The organism is Rhodococcus sp. PSBB066 (genome assembly GCF_017068255.1).
GTDB lineage: Bacteria > Actinomycetota > Actinomycetes > Mycobacteriales > Mycobacteriaceae > Rhodococcus > Rhodococcus aetherivorans.
Genome location: NZ_CP070859.1, coordinates 1,009,601 through 1,029,988, shown reverse-complemented (window position 1 = coordinate 1,029,988; position 20,388 = coordinate 1,009,601). Strand labels below are relative to the sequence as shown.

At 69.1% G+C, this 20,388-nt stretch carries 15 protein-coding genes; 4 read left to right on the top strand and 11 right to left on the bottom strand.

Going from position 1 to position 20,388, the window contains the following annotated elements; genetic code table 11:
• Positions 1-10: 10 nt before the first annotated feature.
• Positions 11-1,369, bottom strand: a complete 1,359-nt coding sequence (gene gabT / locus JYA75_RS04755; protein ID WP_029546739.1) for a 4-aminobutyrate--2-oxoglutarate transaminase — start codon at positions 1,367-1,369, stop codon at positions 11-13.
• A gap of 177 nt (positions 1,370-1,546) precedes the next feature.
• On the opposite strand from gabT, the gene JYA75_RS04750 reads away from it, so the two are divergent.
• Positions 1,547-4,693: an NAD-glutamate dehydrogenase domain-containing protein gene (locus JYA75_RS04750; protein WP_203329747.1), complete on the top strand. Its 3,147-nt coding sequence runs from the start codon at positions 1,547-1,549 to the stop codon at positions 4,691-4,693.
• Between the two features lie 147 nt (positions 4,694-4,840).
• Here JYA75_RS04750 and JYA75_RS04745 read toward each other — a convergent pair whose 3' ends face one another.
• From JYA75_RS04745 to JYA75_RS04705, 9 genes are all read right to left on the bottom strand, one after another.
• Positions 4,841-5,161, bottom strand: coding sequence for a putative quinol monooxygenase (locus JYA75_RS04745; RefSeq protein ID WP_029546742.1), 321 nt, complete (start codon positions 5,159-5,161; stop codon positions 4,841-4,843).
• 106 nt (positions 5,162-5,267) lie between these two features.
• Positions 5,268-6,917 (bottom strand): chaperonin GroEL, encoded by a 1,650-nt coding sequence (gene groL, locus JYA75_RS04740; RefSeq protein ID WP_006932131.1) that lies wholly within the window; start codon positions 6,915-6,917, stop codon positions 5,268-5,270.
• A 39-nt stretch (positions 6,918-6,956) separates the two neighbouring features.
• Positions 6,957-7,982: an NAD(P)-dependent alcohol dehydrogenase gene (locus JYA75_RS04735; RefSeq protein ID WP_203329746.1), complete on the bottom strand. Its 1,026-nt coding sequence runs from the start codon at positions 7,980-7,982 to the stop codon at positions 6,957-6,959.
• Positions 7,979-8,737 (bottom strand): iron-sulfur cluster assembly protein, encoded by a 759-nt coding sequence (locus JYA75_RS04730; RefSeq protein WP_006932129.1) that lies wholly within the window; start codon positions 8,735-8,737, stop codon positions 7,979-7,981. Before JYA75_RS04730 ends, JYA75_RS04735 begins: the two co-directional genes overlap by 4 nt.
• Positions 8,734-9,777: an amidohydrolase family protein gene (locus JYA75_RS04725; RefSeq protein WP_185713333.1), complete on the bottom strand. Its 1,044-nt coding sequence runs from the start codon at positions 9,775-9,777 to the stop codon at positions 8,734-8,736. The genes JYA75_RS04730 and JYA75_RS04725 overlap by 4 nt, the downstream gene beginning before the upstream one ends.
• Positions 9,778-9,855: 78 nt before the next feature.
• The gene (gene mimD, locus JYA75_RS04720; RefSeq protein WP_006932127.1) at positions 9,856-10,197 is read right to left on the bottom strand and encodes a propane 2-monooxygenase effector subunit MimD; all 342 of its coding nucleotides are present in this window, start codon (positions 10,195-10,197) and stop codon (positions 9,856-9,858) included.
• On the bottom strand, positions 10,194-11,300 hold the full coding sequence (locus tag JYA75_RS04715) for an aromatic/alkene monooxygenase hydroxylase subunit beta (RefSeq protein ID WP_029546746.1): 1,107 nt from the start codon (positions 11,298-11,300) through the stop codon (positions 10,194-10,196). The genes mimD and JYA75_RS04715 overlap by 4 nt, the downstream gene beginning before the upstream one ends.
• Positions 11,301-11,350: 50 nt before the next feature.
• Positions 11,351-12,394, bottom strand: a complete 1,044-nt coding sequence (locus tag JYA75_RS04710; protein ID WP_043801009.1) for an FAD-binding oxidoreductase — start codon at positions 12,392-12,394, stop codon at positions 11,351-11,353.
• 84 nt (positions 12,395-12,478) lie between these two features.
• Entirely contained in the window at positions 12,479-14,110 is a 1,632-nt protein-coding gene (locus JYA75_RS04705; protein ID WP_029546748.1) for a methane monooxygenase, read from the bottom strand.
• Positions 14,111-14,274: 164 nt separating this feature from the next.
• Here JYA75_RS04705 and JYA75_RS04700 point away from each other — a divergent pair, with 164 nt between their 5' ends.
• Complete coding sequence (locus JYA75_RS04700; protein WP_029546749.1) at positions 14,275-16,092, top strand: helix-turn-helix domain-containing protein; 1,818 nt, start codon at positions 14,275-14,277, stop codon at positions 16,090-16,092.
• A gap of 118 nt (positions 16,093-16,210) precedes the next feature.
• Positions 16,211-17,668 (top strand): catalase, encoded by a 1,458-nt coding sequence (locus JYA75_RS04695; protein WP_006932116.1) that lies wholly within the window; start codon positions 16,211-16,213, stop codon positions 17,666-17,668.
• A 46-nt stretch (positions 17,669-17,714) separates the two neighbouring features.
• Here the strand turns inward: JYA75_RS04695 and JYA75_RS04690 are convergent, their stop codons facing one another.
• Entirely contained in the window at positions 17,715-19,052 is a 1,338-nt protein-coding gene (locus JYA75_RS04690; RefSeq protein ID WP_006932115.1) for a hypothetical protein, read from the bottom strand.
• A 214-nt stretch (positions 19,053-19,266) separates the two neighbouring features.
• On the opposite strand from JYA75_RS04690, the gene JYA75_RS04685 reads away from it, so the two are divergent.
• Positions 19,267-20,376 (top strand): alcohol dehydrogenase catalytic domain-containing protein, encoded by a 1,110-nt coding sequence (locus JYA75_RS04685; RefSeq protein ID WP_029546751.1) that lies wholly within the window; start codon positions 19,267-19,269, stop codon positions 20,374-20,376.
• Positions 20,377-20,388 lie beyond the last annotated feature (12 nt).

Here is a 20,388-nt window from a genome sequence, read left to right as displayed (position 1 = left end):
GCGGTGGTGGTCAGAGGGCGGCGAACGCGTCGCGCAGCACCGAGAACGCCTCGGTGAGCAGCTCGTCGGAGATCGACAGCGGCGGCAGGAAACGGAGCACGTTCCCGAACGTGCCAGCGGTCAGGGTGAGGACCCCGTGGGCCTGGCAGTACCGGACGATCTCCGCGACGGCCTCGCGGTTGGGAGTGGTCGTACCGGGCTCGACGAGTTCGACGGCGATCATGGCGCCGCGTCCGCGGACGTCGCCGACGACGGGGTGGTGGGTGCCGATGTCGCGCAGTTCCCGCAGCATCAGCGCGCCGATTTCCTGAGCCCGGTCGAGCAGATGCTCCGCTTCGATCGTCTCGAACACCCCGAGGGCCGCCGCGCACGCCGCGGGGTTGCCACTGTAGGTGCCGCCGATGCCGCCCGGGTGGGCGCGATCCATGATCTCGGCCCGGCCGGTGACGGCCGCGAGCGGAAGCCCGCCGGCGAGTCCCTTCGCCGTGACGATCAGATCCGGCACCAGGCCTTCGTGCTCGCAGGCGAACCATGCTCCGGTGCGGGCGATGCCGGTCTGCACCTCGTCGGCGACGACGAGGATGCCGCGGTCCCGGCAGAAATCGGCGACGCGGCGGAGGAATCCGTCGGCGGGGACGATGAACCCGCCTTCGCCCTGGATGGGTTCGACGACGACGCACGCCACCTGGTCCGCGCCGATCTGGGCGTCGACGAGCAGCCGGAACTGCTCGAACGCCTCGTCCGCGGCGCGGTCGGGCCCGCTCGGCCACCGGTAGGGGTAGGCCATCGGCGCGCGGTAGACCTCCGGGGCGAACGGACCGAAGGAGTGCTTGTAGGGCTGGTTCTTCGCCGTCATGGTCATCGTCATCAGCGTCCGGCCGTGGAAGGCGTGGTCGAACGTGACCACGGCGGAACGACCGGTCGCCGCGCGGGCGTACTTCACGGCGTTCTCGACGGCCTCGCTGCCGGTGTTGAACAGTGCCGTGCGCTTGGCGTGGGTTCCGGGGGTCAGCCGGTTGAGGACCTCGGCGACCTCGATGTACGGCTCGTACGGCGTGGCGAGGAAGCAGGTGTGGGTGAACTGCTGCAGCTGCGCGGTGGCACGTTCGACGACGCGCGGCGCGGAGTTGCCGACGGTGGTGACGGCGATGCCGGAACCGAGGTCGATGAAGGAGTTCCCGTCCACGTCGACGAGCACACCCCCGCCGCCCGCCGCCGCGTAGATCTCGGCGCCACTGGCCAGGCCCGCCGGCAGCGCGGCGGCGCGGCGCTGCGCCAGCTCGCGGGACCGGGGGCCCGGGATTTCCGTCACGATGCGGCGTGCCTGCTCGAGTCCGGGCCCGCCCCGTACGAGTTCCACTGCGGTCATGTCCTTCTCCCTCCGTCGGTTTCCTCGAACTGTAGGGGCGAGAACGCCGGTCACTTATGGACTGGAAGTACAAGTTCTGACGCATACATGGACATCGAGTACATGTCCGTCTCCAGGGGTCGCCCGCAGACTGGCGGCACACCACGGCCCACACCGGGTGATCGAAAGGACACGCCGATGACCACCGATACCGCCACCACGCATCGACACGAACCGCTGCCCACCGACGTCGCCGGGGCCGCGCGGCATCTCGCCGGGTCACGCGGGGAGCATCCGGCCCTCCTGTTCGTCGAGCGCGCTGCCCGCGACGGCGTCGCCGACGCCGTCATGAGGTGGCCGGGCCGCGATCCGTCGCTGTCCGACTCCGTCCACACCTTCGAACACTTCGGGCTGCGGATCGACGATCACGAACACCTGACGGGGGACGGCGAGGATCGCCGGGTGCATCGGTTCGCGTTCGTCACGCCCCCGGAGTGGGGGCCGGGTTCGCCTTGCCGGGTAGCGGCGGTCGTCGACGCCCATGCGCAGGGCCGCACCGTCGTCGACCGGTACGCCCGCCTCGCCGTCGTCGCCGATGTGGACGTGCGGGACATCGCCCTGGTCCGGGCCGCCGGCCGCTTCGCCCGCCAGGCCGGTCTGATCATGTCGGAGCGGTACATCGTCGATACCCTCTGCCGGCATCCAGGATTCGTCGAGGCCCTCGTCGCCTGCTTCGCCGCGCGCTTCGACCCGGACCGGCGCGACCGGGACGTCGCCGCCGAGCGGGCGGAGCGGGCGCTCGCCGCGCGGCGCGGTGCGGCGGAAAGCCTCGACGAGGACCGCATCCTGCGCAGCCTGGAGTCGTTCGTCACCGCCACCGTGCGCACCAACTGGTACCAGCGCGACGAACACGGCGCACCGAAATCGTACGGCGCATTCATGCTCGATTCCGGACGTCTCACCGATCCCGGGCCCGTCGTCCCCCACCGCGAGATCTTCGTCCACTCGGACGACATGGAGGGCATCCACGTGCGGAGCGGCACCGTCGCCCGTGGCGGTGTGCGATTCTCGGACCGCCCGGAGGACTACCGCACCGAGGTACTCGGCCTGATGAAGACCCAGGTGGTGAAGAACGCTCCCATCGTCCCCGTCGGCGCCAAGGGTGCGTTCGTGCGGCGAAACCCGGATGTCTCTCCGGCTCAGGCCTATTCGACGTTCATTCGGGGAATGCTCGATCTCGTCGACAATATCGTCGACGGGAAGATCATGCACCCGGACCGTACGGTCGTCCACGGTGGGGACGACGGATATCTGGTGGTGGCCGCGGACAAGGGCACCGCAGCGTTCTCCGACCTGGCGAACTCCATCGCAGCGGAGTACGACTACTGGCTCGGCGACGCCTTCGCCTCCGGCGGATCCAGCGGATACGACCACAAGGCCATGGGCATCACCGCGCGCGGCGCGTGGGTCGCGGTTCGCGAGCACTTCGCCGACCTCGGCGTCGACGTGGACACCACCGAGGTGACGGCGGTGGGGATCGGAGACATGTCCGGCGACGTCTTCGGCAACGGGATGCTGCTCTCCCCGCACCTGCGCCTCGTCGGCGCCTTCGACCACCGGCACATCTTCCTCGACCCGGACCCGGACCCGGCCCGCGCCTACGCGGAGCGCCGCCGGCTGTTCGAGCGTCCCGGATCGAGCTGGGACGATGTCGACCGCGACGTCCTCTCGCCCGGCGGAGGGGTGTGGCCTCGCTCCGCGAAGTCCGTCACCGTCCCGGAACCCGCACGGCGCCTGCTCGGTCTGCCGCACCCCACCACCACCCCGAGCGAGTTGATCAAGGCGCTGCTGACCGCACCGGTGGACCTGCTCTGGAACGGCGGCGTCGGCACCTACGTCAAGGCCACCTCCGAAAGTCACACGGATGCAGCGGATCCGGGTAACGACGACGTCCGCGTCGATGCCTCCCAGCTCCGCTGCCGCGTCGTCGGCGAGGGCGGCAACCTCGGTTTCACGCAGCGGGCACGCATCGAGTTCTCGGCGGCGGGCGGCCGCATCAACGCGGACTTCATCGACAACGCGGCCGGCGTCGCCACCTCCGACGCCGAGGTGAACCTGAAGATCGCCCTCGAATCCGCCCGGCGCAGCGGACGTCTGACACTCGAGGAACGCAACCGCCTGCTCGGCGACGCCCGTGACGAGGTGGCCCGCACCGTGTTGCGCACGAGCCGGGACCAGTCGGTGGCGCTCGGGCTCGCCGTCTCGCGCGCGGCCCGGCTCCTCGGCCGGCACGAGCGGCTCATCAGCCACCTCGAGACCGGTGACGGGATCCGCCGCAGCACCGAGGTACTGCCCACGGTGCAGGAGCTGGCCGCGCGGGCCGGGGCCGGCCGCGGGCTGACCAGGCCGGAGATCGCGGTGCTGCTCGCGCGGTCGAAGAACGTCGTGTGCCGGGACCTGCTCGAGTCGGATGTGCCCGACGACCCTGTCTTCGCCGACGTCGCCCAGGCGTACTTCCCCGAACGCATGCGCGGACTGCTGCAGGACGAGATCCGGGATCATCCCCTGCGCCGCGAGATCGTCGCGACCCGGATCGCCTCCGACCTCGTCGACCACGTCGGACCGGGGATGATCTATCAGCTCGAGGAACGACTCGGGGTGCGCACGCCGGCGGTCGCACGGGCGTACGCGGTGATCCGGGCGGTGTTCGACACGGACCGGTTGTGGGCCGAGGCGCGGGACCGCCCCGGTTCCGGCGCCGAACGCTGGGCGCGGCTCGGCACCGTGCAGAATTTCGTCGAGCATGCGGCCTCGTGGATCCTGCGGCTGCGGCCGTCGCCGCTCGACGTGAGCGCCGAGATCACCCGGCTGCGTGCCGGAGTGGAGGACCTGCTGAGCGACACCGGGGCGGACGGGGGGCCGGACTTCCGGCTACTCGGCGAGTACCCGGCCCTGGTCGACACGGCGTACACGCTGAACTGCCCGGCGCGCACCGTCGCCCGGGTGCACGCCGGCACGGGTTCGCTGCTGGGGCTCGACGGGACGTCGCCGGACCTGTCCGCCGGATCCCACACCTGGTGGGACAGCACGGCGATCGCCACGGTGCGGGACGAGCTCGCCGAACGCCACCACGCCCTCGTCGCCGCGATCCTGCGCCGGGACGGCACCCCGATCGCTCCGGCCGACGTCGACGAGGTCCTGGCGCGGTGGCAGCGGCGGGTCCCGGACGCGATCGCCCGGGTGACGCGCCTGACCACCGAACTGCGCGAGGACGGGCTCGTCGATCTGCCGCGGGCGTGCACGCTCGGCGCGGAACTGCGCCTGCTCGTGCGCGAGAGTCATTGATTGTGGTGCCCTTTCGGATCGGGGGAGATCCGAAAGGGCGCCACGGCGGCGAGCCACCAGAGTGTCACGGCGGCGAGCCGCCACAGTGTCACGGCGAGCCGCCACAGTGTCACGGCGAGCCGCCACAGTGTCACGGCGGCGAGCCGCCTATATTTCGAGTTCGCCCATGCGGGACCACTCGACGCCGGGGATCTCGGTGTGGAGGATCCGCGGGGTCTCGCTCAGCGCCGGGCGCATGGCGTCGAGCCCCTTGCGGAAGTGGTCGGCACCGACGTGGGCGGCACCGGCCTCACCGTCGCGGAACGCCTCGACGAGCACGTACTCGGACGGGTCGTCCACGCTGCGCGACCACTCGAACCACAGATTGCCCGGTTCGGCCCGCGTCGACTCGGTGAATTCCTTTGTGAGGGCGACCCAGTCGTCCCGGTATTCGCGACGGACCCGGAACCTGACCACGATGAAGATCATTGCGCACTCCCTTCCTGTCGAGCCGTGGTGGGCACGGCGGCGGCCGGTTGCCTCGGAGGGAAGCGACCGACGAGGCCCGGCCGCCGCCGAGACGATCCCCCGGCGATCAGTAGATGTTGGACGGGCGGACCATGCCCTCGGCCAGGTCCCCGAAGCCGGGCGCGTGGATCGCCCCGGGGTTGCCGAAGACCTCCTCCACGATCGCGGTCTCGGTGGTGATGAGCAGCGCCGCGATGGACGCGGCGCTCTCGAGCGCGGCGCGGGTGACCTTGAACGGATCGACGACGCCCTCGTCGAACATGTCGCCGTACTTGCCGGAGAGCGCGTTGAACCCGTGTCCCGACGGCAGCCCCGCGACGACCTCCACGACCTCGTCGCCGTCGAAGCCGGCGTTGACCGCGATCCACCGGAGCGGCTCGGGCAGGGCACGCCGCACCACGTCGCGGCCGATGCCTTCGTCGCCGGGCAGGTCGAGCTCGGCCAGCGCCCGGTGCGCCTGCCCCAGGGCGGTGCCGCCCCCGGCGACGATGCCGTCCTCGAGGGCGGCCCGGGTGGCGGCCAGGGCGTCCTCGACGCGCAGCATGCGTTCCTTGAGTTCGACGCTGGTGGCGCCGCCGACGCGGATGACGGCGACCCGCCCGGTGAGCCGGGCGATGCGCAGCTGGAGGCTGTCCTGGTCGGCGTCGATCCGGGCCCGTCCGAGCTGCGCCTCGAGCTGCGCGATCCGCGCATCGAGGAGACTCTGATCGCCGTGGCCGCCGACGATCGTCGTCTCGTTCTCGGTGACGGTGATGCGGTCGCAGGAACCGAGGTGCTCGGCCGTCACCTCGGACAGTTCGACGCCGGTGTCCTTGGCGACGACGTGCCCGCCCAGCGCGACCGCGAGGTCCTGCAGCTCGGCGACGCGCCGGTGCCCGAAGCCGGGCGCCCGCACGACGACGGACTGCATGGTGTTGTGCATGTTGCCGCCGACGAGGAGCTGCAGGGCGGGGCCGTCGACGTCCTCGGCCAGCACGACGAGGGGCCGATCGGCGCGCTTGGCCGCCTCGATGCTCGGCATGATCTCCTGCACCTGGGTGATCTTCTTGTTGGTCAACAGGATCAGCGGATTCTCGTGGACCGCTTCCATGCGTTCGGGGTTGGTCACCATGTAGCCGGAGATGTAGCCGTGGTCGAATTCGATGCCGTCGACGACGCTCACCGACATCCCGAGGGTCTCGCTCTCCTCGGTGGTGACGATGCCGGACCTGCCCACGTGGGAGACCGCCTCGGCGATGGCCTCGCCGATGGCCTCGTCGTCGCTCGCGGCGAGGGTCGCGATACGCTCGAGATCCTTGCGTCCGTCGACCTGCACCGACCGGTCCCGCAGTGCCTCGACGACGACGGGAACGGTGCGTTCGATGCCGCGCCGCACCCGCATGGGATTGGCACCGGCGTCGACGGCCCGCATCCCCTCGCGGACCATGGCCTGCGCCAGCACGGTCGCGGTCGTGGTGCCGTCACCGACGACGCCGTTGGTCTTCATTGCCACTTCCTTGACCAGCTGCGCGCCCATGTTGGCGAACGGGTCCCGCAGCTGGATCTCGCGGGCGATCGTGACACCGTCGTTGGTGATGGTGGGTGGGCCGGTCAGCTTTTCGAGCACCGCGTTGCGGCCCTTGGGGCCGAGGGTCACCTTGACCGCGTCGGCGAGCGCGTTGACCCCGTACTCGAGAAGGAGGCGTGCCTCCTGGTTGAACCGCAGATCCTTGGCCATGGCTGGGTTTCCTTTCGTGCTGACTGTGCGGGGTGCGGTTCAGGGGACGAGGATCGCGCGGCCGCGGACCCGTCCCGCGTCGAGGTCGTCGATCGCCTGCTGGAACTGCTCGAGCGGATATTTCGTGGTGTGCAGCGTGACTTTTCCCTGGGCGGCGAGGGCCATGAGCTCCTGCAGGTCGTTGTAGGAGCCGACGAGATTGCCGATGAAGTTGATCTCGGTGGAGATCACGTCGATCGTGGGGACGTCGATGTTCTCGCCGTATCCGACCACGTAGTAGTTGCCGGCGCGGCGCAGCATCGCGACGCCGTCCTTCGTGGCGCCGCCCTCGCCGACGAAGTCCACGACGGCCTCGGCGCCGCGGCCGCCGGTCAGCTCGAGGACCTGCTGCACGTGGGTGCCGTCGGCGACGATGCCGTGGTCGGCACCGATCCCGACGGCCAGCGCGACGGCGGCCGGGTTGCGGTCCACCACGATCAGGGTCGCCGCGGAGACCGCCTTCAGGACCTGGATGCCGATGTGGCCGAGGCCGCCCGCGCCGATCATGACGCACACGTCGCCCGGTCGCGTCGCCCGCGCGGCCTTGGCGACCGCGTGGTAGGCCGTGAGCCCGGCGTCGGCGAGGGCTGCGACGTCGGACGGCTCGAGCGAGTCGTCGATCCGGACCACGCTGCGTGCGGTGGTGCGCAGGTACTCGGCGTAGCCACCGTTGGTGTCGATGCCGGGGAACCGGCTGTTCTCGCAGTGCACGTCGTCGCCGAACCGGCACGCGCGGCAGAGTCCGCACGTGATGAGGGGGTGGAGGATGACCTTGTCGCCGACGGCGACGTTGGTGACGGCGTCGCCGACGGCGTGGACCCAGCCGGCGTTCTCGTGGCCGATCGTGTACGGCAGGACGACGCCGCTCTTCTCGGCCCACTGCCCCTCGAGGATGTGGATGTCGGTGCGGCACACGCCCGCTCCGCCGATGCGGACGACGACGTCGAGCGGGCCCTCGATCTTCGGCTCGGGGATCTCCTCGAGCTGGAGCTTGGTGTGGTACCCCACCACCTGCACGGCCTTCATGACACTCTCCTGACGATTGCGGAACAACTGGTTCGGACGTCGGCGACCCGGGGTGTTGCCGATCCGCCGTCGCTGTCGGCGTACCGGGTCGCGAGCAGCCCGCGGCAGAAGTGTGCGTTCCCCTCCATGGAGATCCGCACGGACTTGGCGAACCGCAGCCGCATCGGTACCGCCTCACGGGGGATCGGCCGCCCGTCGTCGTCGACGAACACCCGGCTGGCCGGGCACAGGCTCAGGCCGATGTCGAGCCGCCGGCGTATCAGGGCCGCCTTCTGCCGGCCGGGCGGGATGTCGCTCAGCGTCAGCGACGGGATGTCGTCGACGGTGAGCTCCGAGTGCTTCAGCAGGTTCTCGAGGCAGCGTTCCAGGGCGGCGAGGTGCGCCTTGCGCCGGAACGTGCGGCGCAACTCGTCGAGGTTCTCCTCCGCCTCGGAGCCGAAGGTGCCCCGGTAGCCGGCGTCGGCGGCGAGCCCGCGGTTGATCTTGCCGCTGTCGTGGTGGTCGTCGAGGAGGATCCGCACGTGCCCGATGTCCTCGATCGCCCGCAGGGCGTCCTGCGCGTCGGATGCCATGAGGTAGGCGAAGTTCGGCGAACAGAACGCGGTGGGCAGCCGCAGGTGCACGGTCACCCCGTCGTCGTCGAGGACCACCGACCGCACGAAGCCGAGATCGGTGATCGGTTCGTCCAGTTCGGGATCGACCACGGTGCCGAGCGCGGCGAGCACGTCGCTGCCCGACACCGGAGCCGCGGTCACGACGACACCGCCTGCTGGGCTCCCGCGGCGACCTCGACCCCCTCCTGTCCGGCCGGCTCGGGCAGCCGCAGGTGTTCCGGGACGTCGATGTCGTAGAGCGCCGCGGCGTTGAGGCCGAGGATCTTCTTCTTCTGTTCGACGGTGATCGGCGCGTATTCGGTCATGTCCTGCGGGATCTGGAAGTCCACGAACTTCTCGATCAGCCACTTCGGGGTCCACAGCGCGTAGTCGCTGGCGAACAGGATCTTGTCCTCGCCGATCCAGTAGAGCAATTCGCCGATGATCTGGGCGAAGTACCGGGGACGGGTGTGGATGAACGGCATCGCCACGGCCAGACCGCCGTACACGTTGGACTCCTGGGTGGCGATCCAGCAGAAGTCCTCGAGCCGGGGCAGGCCCACGTGTTCGACGACGAAGCGCAGATCGAGGTAGTCGGTGGCGACCTTGTCCACGTCGGCGACGTCGAAGGCGTCACGGTCCAGCGGCCGGATGGTGGGGCCCTTGTGCACGTGGATGTTCTTGATCCCCAGCTCGATGCACTCCTCGAGGTAGCGCCTCGACCACGGGTCGTCGAGCTTGTATCCGCGGGAGTCGCCGTGCCATTCGGCGGTGTAGAGCTTGACGCCCTGGAGGTTCATCCGTTCGGCGTCCCGGCGCAACTGTTCGAGGCCGGCCTCCCCGTAGCGGGGATCGTAGGCATGGTTGTACGTGAGCTTGTCGGGGTGCTTGCGGGTGAGCCCGAACGCCTCCTCGGTCTGCCCGAACCCGTTGCGGTAGAAGTCGCTCAACAGGGTGGCCTGGAAGATCGCGTGGTCCACGTGACCGTCCACGAACAGGTCCTTCATGAGGCGTTCGCCGCCGTAGTAGGTGTAGGTGTCGTAGTCCCACACCTCCTCCTCGGGGCTGAGGTTCTTGTGGTAGTCGTAGAAGCAGTCGATGAACTGCCGCCCGTGCACGTTCTTCTGGTTCGACTCGCGGCCGTCCCAGATGTGCACGTGCCCGTCCACGATGAAGTACTGCTGCCCGTCCTTCTCGTACATCGCTTCCCTCGTTCTGTCGTGTGCCGGTGGTGGATCGGGAGCCGTCCGGACCCGGTCTGCGGGCCCGGACGGCCGCGGTCAGTGCGCCGTGAGATCGAATCCGATGTACTCGGCGGCGTCCTCGGGACTGGCGAAGAGCATGGTCTTGTCATCGAGGTGCACCATGCGCCCGTAGTGGGTGGAGCTGATCTCCTCGAAGACGGAGCCGTCGAAGTCGGAGCCGAGAGCGTCGGTGAGTTCCTCGTAGTCGAACTCGAGGCGGTTGACGCCGTCGACGCGGATCATCGACGGGTACTCCGTCAGCTGCACGCCGTCCTTGGCGCCCATGACCTCGGCGACCACGCGGCCGATCGGGGTGTTCATCAGGGTGACGCCACACATGTTGGAGAACTCGGTGGACGATCCGAATTGCATGCTCACTTGTCCAGCTCCTTCGCGATGTCGAGCCCGATGTCCTCGAGCAGGGAACGGAACTTCGCCTCGGCCGCCTCGAGGCTGGAGGCGAAGGTGACCGCCTTGTCGGCCGGCTGCGACCAGATCGGCTGCAGGGCGCGCGCGGCGTCGAGGCAGCGCGGCACCCAGGTCGCCAGCCAGGTCCCGAACAGCTCCCTGTTCGATTCGCCGAACTGCTCGTCGCGGGTGAGCAGCCGGAAGAGGTTGCGCGTGTACGCGAGATCCCGGTCGTAGTCGTGCTCACCGGTGCCGACGATCGTCGGCGTGATGTAGTCGCCGTTGCGGGCGGCGATCTGCATGACCAGTTCGCTGCGGAACAGCGAGCCGACGAGCTGCTCGAAGACGATGTTGGTGGCGAAGAGCAGCTCGCACCAGTCCGGCACAGCGGTGAGCCGTTCGACGACCTCGCGGGTGGGCTGCCATTCGGGCGCCGACTGCCAGACCTCCTTGTGGGCGGCCCCGTCGAACGGTATCCCGGCCTCGGACAGGTCGAGGTTGAACAGCGCGAGGTCCTGTGCGAACCGCATCTTGTGTGCCGCGTTGACCGCCACCGCGGTGTTGATCATGTTCGTGGGCCCGGACCGCTGGATGGAGGTGAACACGTGCAGCGCCAGGCCGTTCTCGGCGTGCATCCAGGCGCCGAGGTTGCGTTCGATGAACTTCAGCCACGGCGTGTTCCAGCCGTCGTAGGCACGGGCGCGCTTGGCGTTCTGCAGGCACAGATCGACCTGGCGCACGACCGCCGCGTTGTTGCGGTAGATCGTCTGGTCCCACTCCTCGTTCGGGTCGAGGAAGGCGTGCCAGTTCGACGACTTCGCAGCCGTCCATTCCTTCGGGTATCCGCCCGGTCCGTCGCCGAAGCCGTAGATCCAGCCCTGCGACAGGTGCCGCTCGGGATCGGGCTGCACGTCGACGGTGACGTCCTCGTACATCGTCGACCGCTTCTTGGCCGGCGTGTAGTAGGTGAAGGTGCGGCTGCGGGAGCTGGGAAAGTCCAGCGCGCCGGCTTCGGAGTCGGTGAACTCGATCTTCGGGAAGCTACGGTGCTTGGAGTCGGTAGATGCGGTCATCTCGTTTCTCACTTCTGTCGGTGAAGGAGCAGGGTGGTTTCCTACGGCGCCTACTCGAAGGCGGGGCTGGTGAACTTGTCGTAGAAGATCTGGTCTTTCGGGGTGTTGTGCACCTCGAGCAATTCCAGGGCTGCATCGACCATGGGGGGTGGCCCGCACAGGTAGACCTCGCTCCGGTGGATGTCCGGCTCGCGGCGGTCCACGATGTCGGTGACGTTGCCTTCCTCGACCTCCGGGAGTCCGGACGGCACCGGCTCCGCCGACTCCGAGAGGCAGGGCACGAACACGAAGTCCGTCAGAGTCTTTCCCAGTTCGAGGATCTCTTCGAGGTAGAACAGATCCGCCGGCGTGCGGGCACCGTAGTAGAACCGGACGGGCCGGGTGCTGCCGGTCTCGCTCATGTGCCGCAGGAGCGAGAGGATCGGGGCCATGCCGGCGCCGCCGCCGATGAAGACCACCGGCAGGACGTGACCGTCCTTGAGGGTGAAGGATCCGTACGGTCCGGTCAGGGTGATCTCGTCGCCCACCGAGATGCCGTCCTCGAGCAAGCCGGCGAACTTGCCACCGGGGTACTTCTTGATGAGGAACTCGACATGTCCCGGCGTCGATCGGGTCGTCGCCATGGAGAAGGACCGATGTTCCTCGGTTCCCGGTATCTGCAGGTCGGAGTACTGACCGGGTTTGAACTCGTACTCCGTGGGTTCGACGGGCTGCAGTTGCAGCGACACAATGTCCTTGGTCATCGGCTCGATCGCGGTGATCCGGGTGCGCACTTCTTGAATGGGGATACCACCCAGGAGTTCGTCCTCGTCGAAATTGAGCAGTTCGATGGTGCAGTCGCTGTATGCAGTCGAGCGGCAGAGCAGTACGTGCCCCTCGTCGGTCTCGGCGTCGTTGCAGGCGAACGTCGAATAGTCCTCCATCTGGATGTCGCCGTCGAGGACAAAGGATTTGCAGGCCGAGCAACGCCCCTCGCGGCAGCCGTGCATCAGATGGATGCCCTGCCGGAAGGCGGCGTCGAGGATGTACTCGTCCTCGCCGACTTCCATCTCGATGTCGACGGGCTCGAAATTGATGCGGTGCTTGTCGGCCACGGGGGTGTCTCCTGGGCTCGTGGAATGAATGGTGAGGCGGTGGGTGGCGCCGGAGTGGCCGCGGCGCCACCCACCGAGCCTGAATCAGGCAGGAACTGCGCCGCCGGCGCGGTACGCGGCGATGTGGGCGTCGCGTTCTGCGTCGGACATCTGGTTCAGCAACACGTTCGGGCTCTGGAAGGTGTTGCCCCGCACGTCGTCGAGGGTCCACATCTTCTTCGGGTCGAGGTCGAGATGCGGCTGACCGACGAGGGTCTTGCCGTCGTCGCGCACGTACCCGAGGTCCTGCACGATGTCGGCGAGATCCTTGTCGTGGTGCAGGGTCTCCCATTCACGGAAACCGGTGAGGCGGCCCATGTTCGGGGTGGGACGTCCCTCGTACTCGCTGCGGAACGCGACGGCGTCGGTCCAGTAGCAGGTCTCCGAGCAGTAGGTCCGCCACTGGTCGTCCACCTTCTCCACGACCATGTCCTCGCGGATGAGGGCGGGCACCATGCACGTCCAGCAGCGGTGCGGGTACTGGTATCCCACCTCCTCGAACGCTATCGGCTTGTTGCGGCCGGGGTAGGCGAGGCGGTTGTAGTTCTCCCACCACTTGCCGTACTTGGAATACCAGCCCGGGTACTTGTGCTCGAACCACTCGAAGTCCGCGTCGGTCATGGCGTCGATCCGCCAGTAGTTCACCGGCCAGCCCGTCGCGAAGAACCGGGCCACCTCGTGGACGTAGCCCTTCTCGGTGATGCGCTTCCACGCCTCCTCGACGAGGTCGTGCGGAATGGTCAGCCCGTACTTCTCGAGCGGGATGAGGTAGCTGCGGTAGTAGTCGTCGTAGATCCACCGCCGCCACATCTCGGCGTAGCTCTCGCGATCCTTGCGGCGGTCCTTGGTGCCGTACTCGATGAAGGTGCCGATCGCGGCGTCGACCACGCAGTGGTTGTTCCACCACGCGTAGCGCAGGTCCCGCTCGAGCAGCGGCCGGTTCCGCTCGTCGGCCAGCGCCATGAGCAGGATCGAGTAGCCGTTGGAGATGTGCCGCGACTCGTCGGACTGCACCGAATGGAACACGGTGGGCAGCAGGTAGTCGCCGTTGGCGGCCGCCTCGTCGGGCATCGCCACGAACAGGGTGTTCGTGAAGGCCGTCTCCGCGACCACGGTCAGGTAGATGTTGGCCGCGGTGATCGCGTCACCGGTGATGAAGCCCTCCCCGAACTGCCGGCCGATGGTGCCCGCGTAGTTGTTCGCGAACGCCTTCTCGGTCATGTCGAACCCGGCGGGGTCGATGTAGTTGTTCATGTAGAGCTTCTTGAGGTTCATCTGGATCGTCGAGTGACGAACCTCGTCGATCATCTGCACGGCGAGCCCGTTGTGGATCTCGGGGTTGGGCACCGCGTCGATGGCCATCGGCATCGCGCGGGCCGCCGAGATCTCCGGGAACGGGATGATCGAGAGGAACAGCTTCTGCCACTCCAGCCAGCGCTGCTGGACCTGCCGGAACATGTTCCCGCGGATGGCGCCGTCCATCGCGCCGTAGACCCGGTTGTCCTTCTCCTCCTCCATGGGGAAGTAGGACCGCATGATCTGCTTGAGAGGGTCCTTCTTGGGGGCCTTCTCGAACGTGTAGTCGGTGCCGAAGCGGGTGGCCGGCGTCGCGAACGTCGGTTCCCACGACAGCTCGGTGATCTTCGCATGGGCCTTGGTCAGGCTCTGCCTACTCAATGTGCGCCTCCTGGATCGGGAGCCGGCTCGGTGCCAGCCGTGGACGGTGGGGTGTGGATGCAGATACAACCCGCGGGCGCCACCCCGATCTGTCTCAATGTGAGACGCAGGTCACATTCGGCACAATTACCCTTGTGGACGCAGGGCCCGATGAGAATGTCCCCGTGACAACTCCAGACGACCGGGAGACCGAGGTGGGTGAATTCAGCCGAAGCAGTTCCCAGGACCACACGTCACTCCGGGAGGCACGCGAGGCGTTCCACTCGGCCGATCAGGCCGCGGACGATCCCGGCGACCGCCGGGTCCGGAACTGGCTGCGGGTCTCGTGGCTGCGGTCTCGGGCGGCGAAGGTCGACGTGGACCGCCCGAGCGCCGGCTACGTCGAACCGCTCCCCGTCGACACCGTCCTCACCCGCGCGGCCCGCCCGGTGCTGTCCGCGCTGTCGGCGGAGATCGAGAACGAGCCGGTGTCCCTGATCCTCACCGACGCCAAGGGCACCGTGCTCAGCCGCTACGGCGGCGACCGCGGCCTGCTGACCGCCCTGGACCGGGTCGACCTCGCTCCCGGCTTCCGCTACGCCGAGTCCCAGGTGGGGACCAACGGCATCGGGACCGCGCTCGAGGTCGGTGCACCCCTGCTGATCCGGGGGGACGAGCACTACAGCGGGCACCTGCGGTTGTTCTCCTGCGCCGGGGCCCTGGTGACGCACCCGATCACCGGGACGCTCCTCGGCGTCGTGGACCTGACCACCAAGACCGAGAACACGAACTCGCTGCTGTTGTCCTTCGCCAAGCTGGCCGCCACCCGCATCAGGGAACGGATCCTCGAGGAGGCCAACGAACTGGACCGGGCCCTCCTGCACGACTACCACGCGGCCTGCCAGCATTCGGGTCGCCCGGTCATCGCCGTCGGCGACGAGGTCCTGATGATGAACGCCCAGACCCAGCAGCAGTTCGACTCACGCGACCAGGCCGCGATCATCGACCGGACCCGCGACGCCCGCGGGCGGGCCGAACCGTTCACGATGCTCGCCGACCTGCCGAGCGGGATCACGGCGCGGCTGTCCTACCAGCCGACCTTCGTCGAGGACAGGCTCGCGGGCGGGGTCGTGCGGATCAAGGAGCAACTCGCCCGGACCCGGAGCCCGCGCGCCGCGAAGCAGCCGGCGTTGCGCGCGCTGGCGGGTCGCAGCGCGCAGTGGCAGCACACCGTCCACGGCGTCGTCGAGGCCTGCCGGCGACGGGAATGGCTCGTGCTCGACGGCGAGCCCGGGGTCGGCAAGACCGCGCTGATCCGGGCCGCGCACGAGCACGTCCGGAGCGACCGCGGCCTCGCGGTGCTCGACGCGGCCGCGGTCGACGGCGGGGAGCTGCTGGAGCAGGCGTCGGCCACGCTCGAGGGCGGCTCGGACCTGGCGGTGCTGCACGCCCATGCGCTCGGCGACGACGATCTCGCCGGTCTCGGCCAGCTCCTGCAGACCGTCACGCCGGACACCCTTCCGGACGACCCGTGGGTGGCGCTGACCATGCAACCCCCGCAGGAGGAGAGCGACACCCACTCCCTGCTCCGGCTCTTTCCGAAGACGCTCTCCGTTCCCCCGCTGCGCCATCATCTCGAGGACGTCCCCGAGCTGGTGCGCTTCCTCCTCGACGCCGCCGGCGCCACCGACCTCACGCTCTCGCCGGCCGCGGCGAACCAGCTCATGCGACTGTCGTGGCAGGGGAACGTGACCCACCTGCGCAGCGTCCTCGAGGAGACCTGCCGGCGCCGGCGCTCGGGGACCGTCGAGATCGGCGACCTGCCCGCCGAGTGCCGGGCGACGACCCGCCGGAACCTGACCCGGCTCGAGTCCCTCGAGCGGGATGCGATCGTGGACGCACTGGCCCTGCACGGAGGCGACAAGGCGGCGGCCGCGAAGGCGCTCGGCATGTCGCGGGCGACGATCTACCGCAAGATCCGCGAGTTCGGCATCACCCTCTGATTCCGAATATCAAGTGCCCGTGTCAAATTGAGACATCGGGACACCGCTCCTCAGGAAACACTGCTGAGCGCAGAGACGTTCGCCCCACCAGCCCGGGGTGACCAGACAGGAGTGATCGATGACCGACCACAACGGACTCACCACCGCCGCCGGCGCGCCGGTGCCGGACAACCAGAACAGTCTCACGGCCGGGGCGCGCGGACCCATGCTGCTCCAGGACGTGTGGTTCCTCGAGAAGCTCGCGCACTTCGACCGCGAGGTCATCCCCGAACGACGGATGCATGCAAAGGGTTCCGGAGCATTCGGCACCTTCCGCGTCACGCACGACATCACCCGGCACACCAGGGCCGCGGTGTTCTCCGCCGTGGGCAAGCAGACCGAGGTGTTCGTCCGGTTCTCCACGGTCGCGGGGGAGCGCGGTGCCGCCGACGCCGAACGCGATATCCGCGGCTTCGCCGTCCGCTTCTACACCGAGGAGGGCAACTGGGACGTCGTCGGCAACAACACGCCGGTGTTCTTCTTCCGCGATCCGCTCAAGTTCCCCGACCTCAATCACGCCGTGAAGCGGGACCCCCGGACCAATCTGCGCGATCCCGAGAACAACTGGGACTTCTGGACCAACCTGCCGGAGGCACTGCACCAGGTCACGATCGTCATGTCCGACCGCGGCATCCCCGACGGGTACCGGCACATGCACGGATTCGGCTCGCACACCTTCTCGTTCGTCGATGCCGAGGGCACCCGTTCGTGGGTGAAGTTCCACTTCCGCACCCAGCAGGGCATCAGGAACCTCACCGACGAGGAGGCCGCGGCCGTGATCGCCGGCGACCGCGAATCCGCCCAGCGGGACCTGTACGAGGCGATCGAATCCGGCAACCACCCGAAGTGGACGCTGTACGTGCAGATCATGCCCGAGGCCGACGCGGCGACGTACCGGTACCACCCCTTCGACCTGACCAAGGTGTGGTCCAAGAAGGACTACCCGCTCATCGAGGTCGGCGAGCTGGAACTGAACCGCAATCCGGACAACTACCACGCCGACGTCGAACAGGCCGCCTTCTCCCCGGCGAACATCGTTCCCGGCATCGGGTTCTCACCCGACCGGATGCTCCAGGGCCGGCTGTTCTCGTACGGGGACGCCGCGCGCTACCGGCTCGGCGTGAACCACCACCAGATCCCGGTGAACTGCCCCCGGGCCGCCGCGCACGTGAACTCCTTCCACCGCGACGGCGCGATGCGCGTGGACGGCAACCAGGGCAGCGTCCCGAGCATCGAACCGAACTCGTACGGCCGCTTCCGGGAGCAGCCCGAGTACGCCGAACCGCCGCTCGCGGTGGGCGCGGTCGCGGACCGGTTCGACCATCGGGCGGACGACGAGAACTATTTCGAGCAGCCGGGAATCCTGTTCCGCGGCATGTCCGCCGAGCAGCAGACCGTGCTGTTCGAGAACACCGCGCGTGCCATCACAGGGGCATCGGCGGCGACGATCGAGCGGCACATCGCCAACTGCACCCAGGCCGATCCGGCCTACGGCGAGGGAGTTCGCAAGGCCTGCGAGGCACTCGGCGCGCTGTGAGTCCCGTGGTGTCCCCCGGCCCCGTGCGGGTGCGGGGGACACCGCCTCACCCCAGCCAGTCCAGTACCGCGGCGGCGGTCCACGACTGCTGCATGCTGCCGAGCGGCTCGCCGGTGAACGGCTCGTAGTACTCGGCGAACGAGCCGTCGCTGGCCTGCCGCAGACCCTCCGCTCGCAGCAGGTGAGCGCGCTCCGCCCACCCGCGGCGGGCGAACGTCCACGAGAACAGCCACGTCATCACCGGCCACACCGGCCCGCGCCAGTACTCGCGCGGACGGAAATCCCGGGAGACGGGGGAGGTGGACGGCGGCACCGCGTAGCGCAGGTCGGGGTGGCCGCAGAACTTCGGGCCCTCGAAGGTGCGCAGCAGGGCCCGTTCGGTGCCGCGGGGCAGGCCACCGCACAACAACGGCGCGAACATCGCGAGCGTGTCGGTGGCCATCCAGCGGCCGCTGCGCAGGTCGAAGTCCTTGGCGGCGCCGGTGCGCGGATCGGTGGTGTCGAGCACGCCGCGGCGGAACCGGTCGGCGTACTCGTGCAGCTCGCGGACGTCGGCGTTCGGGCGCGAATGCTCCTCCCCGATGACGGCGAGCACGTCGCACGCGAGCGCGAACACGGCACTGACGAACACGTCCTCGACGGCGAAGCTCATGGCCGTGGCCAGGGCGTCGTCGTCGTAGCGCACTTCCTTCATCTCCTCGAGCAGCCACAGGTAGCGGGCGTACTCGGCGTCCGTCGGCCGCTGACTCGGGTCGCCGACGTGGGCGAGGTCCTCGCGCCGGAACGTCGGCACCGCGCCGGCGACGACGTTCGCGTAGGCCGCGTCCCACCGGGGCGAGTTGTCCATGCCCGATTCCCAACCGTGGTAGAGCGCGATGCGGCCGTTGCCGTCGAGGTCCCGGGCGCGGGCCAGCCACCGGTGCCAGCGCACCAGGTCGGGCCAGCGGCGGTCGAGGAACTCCTCGGCGACGGCGCGGGTGCTGCGGCCGTGCCGGCGGCTGTGGTCGAGGATGCGCTGCACCGCGATGGCGTGCACGGGCGGCTGGGTGATGCCCGACGTCTGCGGGCCCAGTGGCGCGGCGGCGGCGAGATCGGTACAGGCCCAGCGCGCCGGACCCGGAAAGTAACCGTCCACCCCGCTCGCGAACACGATGTGCGGGATCATGCCGTTGCGCCACTGCGCCGAGAGCAGGGTGTCGAGTTCGACGACGGCCCGCTCGACGCTCAACGGGGCCAGCCCCACCGCGACGAACGCCGCGTCCCAGCTCCACATGTGCGGATACAGCTTCGGGGCGGCACTGGTCATCGTGCCGAGGTCGTTACCGCGCAGCAGGTAGGCAGCCCGCGCGGCGAGCTGGGTGTGGGTGAATCCGCGGTCCGGCATCGCATCATTGTGCGACCGTCCCGGCGTGGGCGCGCGCCGAGGGGCAGGTGGACCGCCCGTCGCGGGGTGCCGGAAATCGGACATCTTCACGCGTCCCGACCGTTGTTTCTGTCCGAAACGGCGCATCGATCGGTGCCGACGCCCACCAACCTTCCCGCACGAGACCTACGGTGGGATCCGGAAACCGTCCCGCGGACCCGAGGAGTATCGGCAGATGAGGATCACCGGCGCAGTCCTGGAGGAGATCGGCCGGCCGCGGCCGTTCGCCGAGTCGAAACCGATCAACGTGTCCGAACTCGAGCTCGACGCGCCGGGACCGACCGAGCTGCTGGTAAAGATCGAGGCGGCCGGGGTGTGCCACTCCGATCTGAGCGTCGTGGACGGCAACCGGGTCCGCCCCGTACCGATGCTGCTCGGGCACGAGGCGGCCGGCCGCATCGTCGAGGTGGGCTCCTCCGTCGATGACTTCCGGGTGGGGCAGCGGGTGGTCATGTCGTTCCTGCCGAGATGCGAGGCGTGCGACAGCTGCGCGGAGGACGGCCGGCTGCCCTGCACGACCGGGTCCGCCACCAACAACGCCGGGGAACTGCTGCACGGCGGCCGTCGCCTGCACCGCGACGGCCACCCGGTGCACCACCACCTCGGGGTCTCGGGTTTCGCGACGCACGCGGTGATCGACCGCGCGTCGGCCGTCGCGGTCGACGACGACGTGCCGCCCGACGTCGCCGCGGTGCTCGGCTGTGCCGTGCTCACCGGCGGGGGCGCCGTTCTCAATGCGGCCCGGCCGCGGCCGCAGGACAGCGTCGCGATCGTCGGCCTCGGCGGGGTCGGCATGGCCGCCCTCCTCACGGCCGTCGCGCAGGGTGTCTCGCGCATCGTCGCGATCGACACCCTCGACGACAAGCTCACCCGCGCCCGCGAGCTGGGAGCACACGAGACCTACACGCCGGCCGAGGCGGTCGAGCGGGGCGTCAAGGCCCGGTACGTCATCGAGTGTGCCGGCAGTGCACGGGCGTTCGAGACCGCGTTCGGTCTCACGGCGCCCGGCGGCACGACCGTGACGGTCGGCCTGCCCGCGCCGGCCGCGACGGCGGCGATCTCCCCGTTGACGGTGACCGCGGAGGCACGCACGATCGTCGGCAGCTACCTCGGTTCGGCCGTGCCGCGCCGCGACATCCCCCAGTACGCGCGGATGTGGCGGGAGGGCCGGCTCCCGGTGGAGGAACTGATCTCCGCACGGATCCCCCTGTCGCGCATCAACGAGGCCATGGACCAGCTCGCCGACGGGCTGGCCGTGCGTCAGGTCATCATGTTCGACGACTGACGGTAAGAGGCC